10 protein-coding genes are annotated in these 13,146 nt (G+C 40.6%); 7 read left to right on the forward strand and 3 right to left on the reverse strand.

Annotated features, from left to right (window positions below):
• Positions 1–114: 114 nt before the first annotated feature.
• The 7 genes from H8S90_RS13315 to H8S90_RS26215 all read left to right on the forward strand — a co-directional run bounded on the left by H8S90_RS13315 (position 115) and on the right by H8S90_RS26215 (position 8,862).
• On the forward strand, positions 115–1,368 hold the full coding sequence (locus H8S90_RS13315) for a competence/damage-inducible protein A (protein ID WP_187338361.1): 1,254 nt from the start codon (positions 115–117) through the stop codon (positions 1,366–1,368).
• A 150-nt stretch (positions 1,369–1,518) separates the two neighbouring features.
• On the forward strand, positions 1,519–2,838 hold the full coding sequence (locus tag H8S90_RS13320) for a dihydrolipoamide acetyltransferase family protein (protein ID WP_187338362.1): 1,320 nt from the start codon (positions 1,519–1,521) through the stop codon (positions 2,836–2,838).
• Positions 2,839–3,117: 279 nt separating this feature from the next.
• Positions 3,118–3,597, forward strand: coding sequence for a twin-arginine translocase TatA/TatE family subunit (locus H8S90_RS13325; protein ID WP_187338363.1), 480 nt, complete (start codon positions 3,118–3,120; stop codon positions 3,595–3,597).
• A 158-nt stretch (positions 3,598–3,755) separates the two neighbouring features.
• Positions 3,756–5,993 (forward strand): Tex family protein, encoded by a 2,238-nt coding sequence (locus tag H8S90_RS13330; RefSeq protein ID WP_187338364.1) that lies wholly within the window; start codon positions 3,756–3,758, stop codon positions 5,991–5,993.
• Positions 5,994–6,039: 46 nt separating this feature from the next.
• Positions 6,040–7,275, forward strand: coding sequence for a dicarboxylate/amino acid:cation symporter (locus tag H8S90_RS13335; RefSeq protein WP_187338365.1), 1,236 nt, complete (start codon positions 6,040–6,042; stop codon positions 7,273–7,275).
• Positions 7,276–7,348: 73 nt separating this feature from the next.
• Positions 7,349–8,644 (forward strand): DUF2851 family protein, encoded by a 1,296-nt coding sequence (locus tag H8S90_RS13340; RefSeq protein ID WP_187338366.1) that lies wholly within the window; start codon positions 7,349–7,351, stop codon positions 8,642–8,644.
• Entirely contained in the window at positions 8,641–8,862 is a 222-nt protein-coding gene (locus tag H8S90_RS26215; protein WP_255501600.1) for a PspC domain-containing protein, read from the forward strand. Before H8S90_RS13340 ends, H8S90_RS26215 begins: the two co-directional genes overlap by 4 nt.
• Before the next feature lie 14 nt (positions 8,863–8,876).
• Here the strand turns inward: H8S90_RS26215 and H8S90_RS13345 are convergent, their stop codons facing one another.
• From H8S90_RS13345 to H8S90_RS13355, 3 genes are all read right to left on the reverse strand, one after another.
• A complete protein-coding gene (locus H8S90_RS13345) occupies positions 8,877–9,524 on the reverse strand; it encodes an ankyrin repeat domain-containing protein (RefSeq protein WP_187338367.1) in 648 nt (215 codons plus the stop codon).
• A gap of 274 nt (positions 9,525–9,798) precedes the next feature.
• The gene (locus H8S90_RS13350; protein WP_187338368.1) at positions 9,799–10,458 is read right to left on the reverse strand and encodes a hypothetical protein; all 660 of its coding nucleotides are present in this window, start codon (positions 10,456–10,458) and stop codon (positions 9,799–9,801) included.
• A 16-nt stretch (positions 10,459–10,474) separates the two neighbouring features.
• Positions 10,475–12,748 carry a TonB-dependent receptor gene (locus H8S90_RS13355; RefSeq protein ID WP_187338369.1) on the reverse strand — a complete coding sequence of 758 codons (2,274 nt, stop codon included), beginning with the start codon at positions 12,746–12,748 and terminating at the stop codon, positions 10,475–10,477.
• Positions 12,749–13,146 lie beyond the last annotated feature (398 nt).

Raw genomic sequence — 13,146 nt, forward strand, 5'->3', positions numbered from 1 at the left:
AACATCAGCTTGCTGTTACTGCCTTTTTATTTATTTTTGAGCATCAGTTTTTCTGAAATAATGCGGTTGAATCGGGATACTTGTGCCTTAAAATTTTAATATTTACTTTGCTTCATGACTACAGAAATAATAACTATAGGGGATGAGATATTGATTGGACAGATCGTTGATACCAATTCTGCTTGGATTGCAAGACAGTTGAACGCTATTGGAATCGAGCTTGTACAGATATCTTCCGTAGCGGATCGTTCTACAGTTATTAAAGAAGCCTTGGATGCGGCGTCGGTCAGGGCCGATATTATTTTTTGTACAGGGGGGTTAGGTCCAACCAAAGATGATGTGACGAAACAAACCTTGGCCGAATATTTTAATACTACCTTATACAGGGATGAGCAGGTGCTGAAACATGTGGAAACTATTTTTAGCAAGTTTAATAGACCAATGCTGGATGTAAATAGAAAACAAGCTGACGTTTTGGCAAATGCTACGGTACTCCATAATGAAACAGGTACTGCGCCAGGGATGTGGATTGAAAAGGAAGGGAAGATTTACGTGATTATGCCGGGGGTTCCTAATGAAATGAAGTTTCTAATGAAAGAGGAGGTATTGCCAAGATTGAAGGTTCTTCCTGAAAGAAAAGCTATCGTACATGAAACACTACTTACGGCAGGTATTGGCGAATCTTTTTTGGCGGAGAAAATAAAATCTGTGGAAGACAACCTTCCAGAGCATATACACTTGGCTTACCTTCCAAAATATGGGCAGGTTAGATTGCGGTTATCAGCTATGGGAAAGCAGCTCGAAATATTGCAAGAAGAGGTTCATCAATATATGGGCAAGCTTGTAGAAAAAATACCCACGTTTGTTGTCGGGTATGGGGATGCTACTTTGGAGGAAACAGTCCTTCTTATTATGAAAGACAGGCGGCTGACATTGTCTACAGCCGAGAGTTGTACAGGTGGATATATTTCGCATGTACTCACAAGTTATGCGGGCAGTAGTACTGTTTTTATGGGAGGGGCCGTTACCTATAGTAATCAGTTAAAAGTTAGTATGTTAGGGGTTCGGGAAGAAACGTTGATAAAATATGGAGCAGTAAGTGAGGAAGTAGCAGTAGAAATGGTGAATGGAGCCAAGCAAAGGTATGCTACCGATTATAGTATCGCTGTTACCGGTATTGCTGGTCCTGAGGGTGGAACTTCAGAAAAACCCGTGGGCACCGTTTGGATTGCTGTGGCTGGTAGAGGTAAGGTGATTACACGGAAATTTAGTTTTGGTAATGTACGAATACCAAATATAGAACGTGCCGCAGCCAACGCGTTGATTATGTTACTCAATTTACTTAAGACAGAGCAAGGTATACAATGAAGTAAGCCGGTATAATATGTTGACGGGCCAGACGTAGAATGTTGTTGGTGTTTGTTGGTTGTAAGCAAATATTGTTCGGTTTTTTTTATTTTTTTAGATATTATTGTAACTTACATCGCTCTTAATCAACTTAGAAAAGATAAAGATAGTATGGCAAAATATAAATTACTTCTCCCCTCGATGGGGGAAAGTGTATCAGAAGCGACCATAGTTAATTGGGTTAAACAACCGGGAGACATGGTAGAAGTAGATGATACAATAGTGGAGATAGCAACAGATAAAGTGGATTCGGAAGTGCCATCACCTGTAGCGGGAAAACTTGTAGAGCAACGTTTTGACAAAGACGCGGTAGTTCAAGTTGGTGAGGTGCTTGCCGTTTTGGAGGTGGAAGCCCAAAATATGACGGAGGCAGATCTTACAGACGTTACTGCCGCTACCATTGAAAATGTCGACTTGCCGCTTGAGGATCATCAAATTCCGGGCGTAGATCGTTTGGAAGAACATAAATTTTCCTCAAACCACGAAGAAAACGATTCTTCTGAGGGCACAGGTAGATTCTATTCCCCACTTGTGAAAAGTATAGCGGCGGAGGAAGGTATTTCGGCAGATCAGCTGGAAACGATACAGGGAACTGGACTTGAAGGAAGGGTTACCAAACAAGATTTGATGGATTACCTTGCAGACAGGGGAGCGGGTAAAGAAATGAAACCAAAAGGGATTGTAGAGCGGGTTTCAGAACAACCGGTTACGGTGGTTTCCGGAAAAGATGAAATCATTGAAATGGATAGAATGCGGCGCCTGATAGCCGAACATATGGTTCATAGCGTACAAATTGCACCACATGTTTGCTCTTTTGTAGAAGCTGATGTTACCAACATCGTACGCTGGCGAAATAATATAAAAGATGATTTTCAGAAAAGAGAAAACGAAAAATTGACGTTTACTCCTATCTTTATAGAAGCCGTGGTAAAGGCCTTAAAAGATTTTCCGATGGTTAATGTATCGGTAAAAGGTACACAAATCATTAAGAAACACGATATCAACATCGGTATGGCAACAGCTTTACCTAACGGCAATCTCATTGTTCCGGTTATTAAAAATGCGAAACAGCTAAGCCTAATCGGCCTCACTAAGGCGGTGAATGACTTGGCAAATAGAGCACGTAAAAATCAATTAAAACCTGATGACACGCAGGGAGGGACGTTCACAGTAACTAATATAGGGTCTTTTGGTAACGTAATGGGTACGCCTATTATCAATCAACCTCAGGTAGCTATTCTGGCTGTAGGAACAATTACTAAGAAACCAGCTGTTATTGAAACACCTTCGGGCGATATGATTGGTATACGGCATATGATGTTCTTGTCTTTGTCATACGACCATCGTGTTGTAGACGGAGCCTTAGGGGGAATGTTTGTACGAAGAGTGGCAGATTATCTGGAAAATTGGGAAATAGACCGGGAAGTTTAACACGGTGCCCTTTCTATCTTCATCGATTAGATTTTATCTAAAGAAATTATCTCTCAAAGGCTGATGTGAGATCAATAAAAAGCTTTTATATACAATTTGCAAAAAAAAGGTATATAAAAGCTTTTTTATCTAAGTTTTTATCATGATCCCCTTTATTTCGATAAAAATTAATAGCTTTGGCGACTTGTTTGCGTGCGATGAGATATAATTGCTTGCATGTGCAAACTTGTATATACAATCAATTTTGTCTAAGTTTGTTGATATAGAAAGATAAAGAAGATGTTAAGTTCTGTATTGTTATTTTTAAATATAGGTGGGTCTGAGATGATGCTGATCCTCTTGGTGGCGTTGTTCTTATTTGGCGGTAGAAAACTACCTGAGTTAGCAAGAGGTTTAGGTAGAGGTCTGCGCGAATTTAAAGATGCTTCGGAGTCTATCAAACAGGATATCAACGATCAGATCAATAATTTTGGTAAAGATTTGGATGTATCAGAGCCCGTAAAAACACAGGAGGAAAAGAAAACACCTAAACCAGATCAGACAGCATCTACAGCAGATGATTATAGTGATGGCGGGCATAGGCAACCCGAATATTACGGAAGCCAGAGTAATTACTATAGCGACGGTTCTACTACGCAAGATTCAGAAAAAAAAGACCTTACTGAAGAAGATGCAAATACTGTGGAAACTGCACACTCAACAAATACTGATGGAACCGATACAGGCTCAGCGGAGGCAGATGCTCCGGAAAAATCATAATAACAACCCTTCTAAGGAGACGTTAACAATCCATTTCAATTTTCTTTGCAATTACGTGTTTCTTGCTTCTTTGAACAAAATAATCCAATTCCGTTCCCCATAAAACGTTTCCCTGGCCAGTTCTCCAGGTGGAGTAATCAGAGATATATTATTAGCTTATGTTAACACATGAACAACAGATAGCGCAGCAGTTATCGATCAGTGAAAGGCAAGTGCGTACTACCATTGCCTTGTTGGACGAAGGTGCAACCGTACCTTTTATTTCCCGTTATAGAAAAGAGCTTACCGGTAGCCTCGATGAGGTGGCAGTATCGGGGATCCGCGATAGGGTGGCCCAATTGCGAGAACTAGATAAAAGACGGGACGCAATTGTTAAATCACTAACTGAATTGGGCAAACTTAGTCCTGAGTTACAGCTTAAGCTCAACGAAGCAGAAACAATGGCTGTGTTAGAGGATATTTACCTGCCATTTAAGCCAAAACGGAAAACAAGAGCTTCAGTAGCTCGTGACAAAGGTCTGGAGCCGCTCGCTACGGTAATTATGCAGCAAAATTCTCTCGAACTGGAAGTGGAGGCAACTCGTTTTATCAGTGAGGAAAAGGGCGTGTCTTCTGTGGAGGAAGCGCTTGCCGGGGCGCGTGATATAGTAGCGGAACAGATCGCCGAACATGCAGATACAAGAGCTCAAATACGTAACCTTTTCTTGGAACAAGGTGTTTTTTCGTCACGTGTTGTTCCTGGAAAAGAGGAGGAGGCCATTAAGTATAAGGATTACTACGAGTGGTCTGAACCGTTGAAAACAGCTCCATCCCATCGTGTTCTCGCTATGAGACGTGGTGAGAAAGAACAGTTACTGTATTTAGATATAGATGTGCCCGAAGATGAGGCTATTGCTATTATAGATCGTCGTTTTGTAATAGCGAGTAATCAGACATCGGCTCAGGTAAGCTTAGCGATTCAGGATAGTTTTAAAAGACTATTGAAACCATCCATGGAAACCGAAGTACGTTTATTGACACGTAAACGTGCCGACGAAGAAGCTATCCGTGTTTTTGCAGAGAATGCCCGCCAACTCTTATTAGCAGCTCCATTAGGCAGTAAACGAATAATGGCAATAGATCCAGGATTTAGAACAGGCTGTAAATTAGTTTGTTTAGATGAGCAGGGTAAGTTATTGATAAATAATACAATATATCCTCATAATGGTGCTGCAAAGTCACAAGAGGCTGCTCATGAGTTGAAGCAATTATGTGATAAATATGCGATAGAAGCTATTGCTATTGGTAATGGTACTGCAGGTAGAGAGACAGAAGATTTTATAAGGAAGCTTCATTTGGGCGATCCTATAATAGTAATGGTCAATGAAAGCGGAGCTTCCATATATTCCGCTTCGGATGCCGCGCGCGAAGAGTTCCCTAACTATGATATCACTGTACGAGGAGCCGTGTCCATAGGTAGGCGCTTGATGGACCCTCTGGCCGAACTCGTTAAAATCGATCCTAAATCAATTGGAGTGGGGCAATACCAACATGATGTCGATCAGTCCAAATTGCAGGCATCACTTGCAGATACCGTGGTAAGTTGCGTGAATGCGGTAGGAGTTGAATTGAATACGGCGTCGAAACAGCTATTGGCTTATGTTTCAGGCTTAGGTCCAGCATTGGCACAGGGTATTGTTGAATACCGTAATCAGCATGGTGCCTTTAGGCGACGTTCAGATCTAAAAAAAGTACCACGTTTAGGTGAAAAGGCATTTGAACAGGCGGCCGGATTTTTGCGTATAAGAGGTGCGGAAAACCCATTAGATGCTAGTGCCGTGCACCCAGAGCGTTATGATGTAGTAGAGAAAATGGCAGCTGATTTAGGACAAAATGTAACCGATTTATTAAAAGATGAAAAACTTCGAAAGCGTATCCCTTTAGGCAAATATGTAAGCGAGGAGATCGGGCTACCCACTTTGAATGATATTATGAGTGAACTTGCAAAACCTGGACTTGACCCGCGTGAAAAGTTTGAAGCTTTCTCGTTTACAGAAGGTGTAAATAGCGTAAGTGACCTTAAGGTTGGGATGAAGTTACCGGGAATCGTAACGAATATTACTAACTTCGGAGCTTTTGTGGATATTGGTGTTCATCAAGACGGCTTGGTTCATTTAAGCCAACTGGCAAATCGTTTTATTAAGGACGCTAATGAAGTTGTAAAAGTACATCAGCCTGTTGAAGTGACAGTGGTAGAAGTTGACGTTGCCAGAAATCGAATTTCGCTAAGTATGAAAGCAGCAGAAAAGTCCGCTCCAACGAAAGATCGTCGTCGAAGTAACTTCAAAAATGATAAACGGCAGTCAGAAACAGATATGGCAGCAAAACTTGCCGCGCTTAAAAGTAAATTTTCTTAATATTAACGTATTATAATATAAAAAAACCATTACTTTAGTATTTAGCATGAATGCAAAGAGTAATGGTTTTTTAAAAAACTACAGTAATTTATTGCTGTTATTGGCAGGGATTTTTGTGGGAAGCCTTGTAGGCTTGTTTGCCCGAGACTGGGTAGCTCATCTTAAACCTATTGGTGACATCTTTCTCAACCTTCTATTTACGGCTGTAATTCCGCTTATATTTTTTGCAATAGCTTCGGCCGTGGCTAATATTGACCAATCGCAAAAGCTGGGCAAAATACTTTCTGTGATGTTGGCAGTGTTCGTATCGACAGTTATTATCGCAGCAATTGTCACCATCATCGCATTATGGGTTTTTCCATTGAACAACCAGATTGGTAGCAGAGAGGTGGCCGATTTTGTACTAGATGAAGGTGACGGTAAAGATTGGGGAGAAAGAGCCGTTGATTTTTTAACGGTGAGTGAGTTCAGTCAGTTGCTTTCACGCGAACATATGTTGGCTTTTATTATTTTCTCCTTCTTAGTGGGCATTGCATCTCTGCGTTCGGGTGCGGCAGGCGAGCCTTTTAGAAAATTTCTATATGCAGGCAATGAAGTAATGAAAATCCTTCTTATTTATATCATGAAGGCTGCACCTATTGGTTTAGGTGCTTATTTTGCATATCAGGTAGGCACTGTTGGCCCCCAGTTGTTCGGTATCTACGCGAAACCCTTAGGTATTTACTACTTATTAGGCCTTTTTTATTTCTTGGTCTTTTTTTCACTTTATGCCTTGCTGGCTCAGGGTAAAAGAGGCGTCAGATTGTTTTGGAAAAATAACATTTTGCCATCGATCACTGCTGTAAGTACCTGTAGCAGTATTGCGGTGATACCGCCTAATTTAGATGCTTGTAAGCGTATCGGCGTTCCAGAGTCGATAGCTAATGTCGTGGTCCCGCTGGGAGCTTCCTTACATAAAGATGGCTCTTCCATCTCTTCCATTATCAAGATAGCTGTTGCGTTTTCTCTTATCGGCAGACCGTTTATGGAACCTAATACACTTATTGTAGCCGTAGCCCTAACTATATTAGTAAGTATCGTTGCTGGTGGAATCCCCAATGGGGGGTATATCGGGGAAATGCTGATGATTTCTGCTTACGACTTACCTATTGAAGCCATACCCGCTGTAATGATCATTGGTACGTTAGTTGATCCGATGGCAACAGTACTTAATGCTACTGGTGATACCCCAGCTGCTATGTTGGTAAATAGATTTGTTAATGGGAAAGTTAAGCCTAGATAAAATGAACAGAATGGTTTTACTTTAAATTCATCAATCAACTATCTTTATTTAGGAAAACCACAGCCCTAAATAGATGAAGTTATCTGAAGACGTATTACAGTATATATGGAAATATGGGTTATTTAACTGTTCTACACTTATTACAAAAAAAGGCAAAAGCCTGCAAATACGCTCCGTAGGAAAGTACAATGAGCATGCCGGACCAGATTTCGAAGAAGCCCGGATTATAATGGAGGGAATAGAATGGGTAGGAAATATAGAAATACATATTAAAGCTTCTGATTGGTACAGGCATAAGCATCATGTAAATGCCGCATACAATAATGTTATCTTGCATGTGGTGTATGAAGCCGACATGCCCATCCGATTACAAGATGGTACTACACCAGAAACTTTTGAGTTGAAGGGCTTTATCGATCAATCTTTACTTGATGGATACCGTGTAATGGTGGAAAGCTGTGAGTGGATTCCCTGTGCTTCACAAATTTCCGTAGTCAATACGTTTAATATATCGCATTGGTTAGAAAGATTACTCATCGAGCGGTTGATAGTTAAGCAGCAATCGACAGCTACTGTTTTAAAGGCAAGCAAGGGCAGCTGGGACGACGTAACCTATATTTTATTGGCAAAAAGTTTTGGTTTTAAAGTCAATGCGCTGCCTTTTGAACATCTCGCAGTAAGTTTGCCGTATAATTTAGTGATGAAATATAGGGATAATGCTCAGGTACTAGAGGCCCTGGTTTTTGGTCAGGCGGGGATGTTGCAACAGCAAATATTTATAGACGATTATCCAAATAAGCTGCGGAGAACTTATCTGTATTATCGCAAACAATATGGATTAAAACCCATGGATATATCCGCCTGGAAATTTTTGAGGATGCGACCTGGTAATTTCCCATCCCTTCGCTTAGCACAATTTGCAGCAATATGTATAAAGTTGGGTAGTTTTTTTTCTCAAATCATCGCCGCACAGAGCCTTCAGGAATTGAGACAGCTGTTTGCAAATCTCCATGTTAACGAATATTGGGCGGAACATTATAGGTTTGATGTACCTGCAAAAAAACACAGTTTAAGGTTAGGAGCAGCTTCCATTGACAATATCATTTTGAACACAATGGTAACAATTTTATTTAGCTATGGTAAATATATTGGAAAAGAGGCGTATATTTACCGTGCGATTAGCTTTTTAGAGCAGTTAAATCCGGAGCGCAATGACGTTATTAGTAAGTACAAGTCATTGGGCATAAAGGTCAGATCAGCGGCGGATTCACAGGCTCTGTTACAGTTAAAGCAGTCATACTGTAGTATCAATAAATGTTTGGATTGTGGTATAGGCTTGCAGATATTTAAACAAAATAGAATGCTATGATACAACGTGTCATGATTTTTTTTGAACAACGCTCGTTTGGTGTATGTGCATATCTCGGAGAGAAACTAGGTGTTTCTATTTCTAAGATTAGGTTGTTCTTTATTTACTCGTCTTTTCTTGCCGTAGGGTTTCCTATCATTTTTTATTTATTGGCAGGAATTGTGTTAGATATACGTAATTTCGTTAAACGTATGCGGCATCGGTTGTGGGATTTTTAAGTTTTACTGTCAATTTAACGCAGTATTTTTGAAATTTCTGTAAACCCTTTCTCAGCAGCAAGGTCAGCAGCGGTTTTTCCAAAATCGTTTTTGATATCGATCCTGGCGCCATTTTCCAGTAGAAGGATAAGCATTTCTATATTTCCATTTTGTGCGGCTGCATGTAATGGAGTGGTTCTCGATGATTGCAACACATTCACTTCAGCTCCTCCCTCTACCAACATTTTAGCTATTTCATCAAAATTGGATCCTATGGCTGCATGAAGTGGATATACATTATAACCATTCTGCGAGGGAAGGTTCACATCTGCACCTTTCAGCAATAAGTATCTTACAATCTCTGCGTTTCCAAAATGTGTTGCCATGCCGAGTGGGGTGAAGCCATGTTCAGAAAAGGCATTTAATAATGATGGCGACTCTTCCAACAGCTCACTGACAACGTCCGTTAATCCAGCGGCGGCAGCTTCGTAAATTGTTATTTCCTGCGTATGTTGCAAAATAATTTTGACAATCTGATGCTTGTTATAATAACAGGCAAGCAAAAGTGGGGATATCTCATGACTGGTTTTTTGCTGGCATAGGGCAGGATTGGTATGTAACAGGTTGTCTATCGCTGCCGCATTTCCAGATTCGATGTATTCCTCTAATAAACTAAGACTCATTTTTAACGGATAATTTATCTATTTGCAAACCTAACATAAAATTCACTATTAAGAAAACCAATCCTATGTAAAATTATTTTCGCGATAACGTAAGTTTTTATTTGTGTTGTAAATATAATGCGTTATTTTTGTAGTGCCTTGCTTAAGGCATGTTTTTCATAGGTAGATGTAGAGTCGGGTACTTGTATCCGACTCTTTTTATGTAAAAAACCGCCCAATAAGAGCGGTTTTATTTGTAAATCAGACGTTTAAATAAAATATTTTTACTGATGTTTTAATGATCATGATCGTGATCATCACCCCCATGTACAAAATGCATAGGTATAACCAACGATATATCTGTGCTTCCGGCATTGCTTAATTTGCTGAAATCATTCCAATCGTCTGCTGTAAGTCCTTCTTTTGCGCCAGTTTGCAGGTGAAAAAGGCGGTATTGAAAATTAAATGAATCCGAGTGTTCAGTCACGGTTATATAACCTGTAATACCTACGCGTGCATTTTCGGCATCTCCATAGTCGAATTCCATATGTTCTGTTAAGTCGAAGCGGTTATTTTCGTCATTTCCCGTAAATCCGAAGATACCGGCTTGGTGTATGTCTGCACGCTCAATATATACTTGTTGTGATTCCTGCCCTTGAAAGTTATAGGTCGCAACCTCCATTTTATAAGTCTTTCCTTCTTCCAGGTCAAAATGATCGGTACTTGGAACAAAACTTCCATCAAAAGTAATTGTTTCCGTAAATCCATCAGGAACGTCATGGTAGTGATAATGATCGCCATGTAATTCACGTTCTACCTCAGTAAACGTAATCTGCGCATTGGAAATTTCTTCCTGATCAACTTCCGGTTGGGGATCATCTTTGGAACATGAGGAAAAAGTCAACGTCCCAACAGATAAAAATGCAAGCAATGAGTAAATTTTTAATGTGTTCATGATCGTATTATTTATGTTAAAAGTTATATTGTAGTCGTAATGTGATGTTTCGGCCCATTTCATGGGTATAATACCTAAACCTATTCATGTAGTCTTTATAAAGTTTGTTTGTAAGATTGTCAACAGATGCATGGAAACTAAAGGTCTGCCCTCCCAATTTGTATTTAACGCCTGCCATTAGGTTGATCAGGTTATAGGATGGAGGAGGAGCTGCGTAATCGCTATTAGGTTCATAGCGGGTTTGCCTGGCAACAAAGCGATGGCCTACTTGAAGATAGGGAGCATTCCAATTGCTGCCGTTATGCAGGTTAATATCCCAGCGCAGGTTATGTTCTAAACGGTCTGCCGGAATATAGGGCAGGTAAATATTATCTGTTGAATTTTTGGCTCTCACGATGGCTACATTCATGTTATAGGTTAGTGCTTTTAATATTTTATAGGAGCCGTCAAAGTCTATTCCCCAGAACCGAGCGTCTTTTTGCTCATAAATGAAAACTGGGAAAGTACCTCTGATAGTTTGACGTACACTGTCAGGATCAGGCGTAGCATAGATGTAATTGTTCACGAATTGCGCATAAACATCTAGGTTTAGATGCCATTTGTCTGACGAGTAAGTCGCGGAATTTACCCATTTATATCCTTGTTCACTTTTTAGATCCGGATCACCTATTTCATATAGCGCAGCTCCGTGGTGTACACCATCGCTAAAAAGCTCATTGGCAGCTGGAGCACGCCAGGCCAAACCAGCATTTGAACGTAAGCTCAACTGATTATTAATGTGCCATACGGCACCTAATGACCCCGATACGTTGTTGAAATTTCTATTTCCGGTATACAAAACGTGATTGAGGGAGCCATCGGGATTTGGATGTTGATAATCGTACCGATATCCAGCAGCATCAAAATATTTATAATCGTAGCGGACCCCTGCCTCCAACTCATAGTTATTACCAATATAGCGCTCAATTCCGTACACGCCCAGGGTGTAGCTATCGTAGTTAGGTATGAGTGGAGTAGTACCCGTTCCAGGTTTGTTATTGTTCACTTGCATGATCCCGTTTGCGCCAATTATGGTACGCCAGTGATTTTTCTTGAGATGATCATAGGAGACATCAAGTGTCTGTGTCGTTAATGTCAAGTCTAATGACGGCGTTGTTGGCGATTCGAATAAACGTATGTCATACTCTCTCCGATGATTTTTCTGAAAGGCATATTGTATATCCAGAGAGGCGCCATTATCGAAATCCTTATGCAGCTTAAGTTTAGCGAGGTCATGGATAATTTTCTGTCGTGGATTCTCAATAGTATAGGTAAAAGAACCATCATCTATTGGCCGGCCAACTTGTATACGTTCGTAGATATCACTTGCCGTACCTATATGCGATCCCTGATAGATGCCTATTTCGGTGTTAAAATGGCTAAAATACGCGTCAATTTTACCCCATGAGGCATTATAACCCAAAGCAGCTGAGAAATTACTTTCCGTTACTCCCGTATTATTAATGAAATAATCAGGGCTTTTAATATTTCCAGCCTTCTTATAAGACCCCTGGGCTCTCCAAGCTAAACCTTTTAGTGATTTTATGTTTCCTTCGAGCATTCCCGAAAAGTTTCCCATCTGGCCATTAGAGGCGCCAACTAGATTTAGCTCCCCACTTATCGGGCGGTCAATAGGAAGGGGGGCGGGGGTGGCTAAAATGATTCCTCCCAATGCATCCGCACCATATCTCACACCCTCTGCTCCTTTTATCACACTAAGCGTTTTGGCAACGTAAGGGTCAATTTCAGGAGCATGTTCGGTTCCCCATTGCTGACCTTCTAAACGTACACCGTTATTAAGTATGAGTACGCGGTTACTGTGCATGCCATTAATTACCGGTTTAGCTATTGTACTGCCAGTGGTGAGCATACTTACTCCGGCTATTTTGGATAACGCTTGAGCCAATGTGCTTCCTCTACTCTGTTCTAGCTGTTCCGCTTCCAATGTAGCCACTTTAGCAGTGGATTTTGCTATTGGTGCATGCCCGATAACTTCCACGTCATGAAGCAGGATATCGCCATGTTCCATTTCTATATTGAGTGTTGTGCTCTTTTGCAGAACGATTTGCTTGGCAATATCTGTAAATCCTAAACTCTTAAAGGTAAGTGTGTAATTTCCCTCACATAGTGATTGTATACGATAATACCCGTGACCATCCGTCTTCGCAGACAAGTTGCCCGGCGTAACTGTAATGGATACGCCAGCTACGGGTAACTTGGTGTCGTGGTCGGTAATACGTCCGTTAATCATAAAATTACATTCATCGCTTTGAGCACAAACATATTGTAAGCACAAAAGCAATAAAAACAGAGTCAGCTGTTCTTTAATTCGCATATTGTTAGTGGTTTTGAGTGTGTTGGGTATGATCTACCACAACACTAAGATGTATCTACCTTGTAAAAACATCTGCAACTTGAAGCCTTGACATCGTAAACATACTCTAACCAATATTAGTTAACGGTATAAGTATCGTTTCCCAACGGAAGACAACAAACGGAAAAGATTTAGACGAAAGGAGGACCTTTGTTCAGGTCGTTGGACAATGTTATTTCGCAAGGCGTCGCTAGATCAAGTCTCTGAAGAAGTATAGGTTTACTTCTAAAAACTTCGCTAAGCGTAAAAATCCCTGCAGGTAATTGCTGTGCTTG

The sequence above is a fragment of the Olivibacter sp. SDN3 genome, from assembly GCF_014334135.1.
In the GTDB taxonomy this organism is placed as follows: domain Bacteria; phylum Bacteroidota; class Bacteroidia; order Sphingobacteriales; family Sphingobacteriaceae; genus Olivibacter.

Bases quoted from the DNA above. Each gene is read 5' to 3' on its own strand.
- H8S90_RS13345 (WP_187338367.1), bottom strand. From the start codon at position 9,524: ATGAGTCTTAGTTTATTAGAGGAATACATCGAATCTGGAAATGCGGCA.
- H8S90_RS13340 (WP_187338366.1), top strand. From the start codon at position 7,349: ATGAAGTTATCTGAAGACGTATTACAGTATATATGGAAATATGGGTTA.
- H8S90_RS13335 (WP_187338365.1), top strand. From the start codon at position 6,040: ATGAATGCAAAGAGTAATGGTTTTTTAAAAAACTACAGTAATTTATTG.
- H8S90_RS13320 (WP_187338362.1), top strand. From the start codon at position 1,519: ATGGCAAAATATAAATTACTTCTCCCCTCGATGGGGGAAAGTGTATCA.
- H8S90_RS13315 (WP_187338361.1), top strand. From the start codon at position 115: ATGACTACAGAAATAATAACTATAGGGGATGAGATATTGATTGGACAG.
- H8S90_RS13325 (WP_187338363.1), top strand. From the start codon at position 3,118: ATGTTAAGTTCTGTATTGTTATTTTTAAATATAGGTGGGTCTGAGATG.
- H8S90_RS13355 (WP_187338369.1), bottom strand. From the start codon at position 12,748: ATGATTAACGGACGTATTACCGACCACGACACCAAGTTACCCGTAGCT.
- H8S90_RS13350 (WP_187338368.1), bottom strand. From the start codon at position 10,458: ATGAACACATTAAAAATTTACTCATTGCTTGCATTTTTATCTGTTGGG.
- H8S90_RS13330 (WP_187338364.1), top strand. From the start codon at position 3,756: ATGTTAACACATGAACAACAGATAGCGCAGCAGTTATCGATCAGTGAA.
- H8S90_RS26215 (WP_255501600.1), top strand. From the start codon at position 8,641: ATGATACAACGTGTCATGATTTTTTTTGAACAACGCTCGTTTGGTGTA.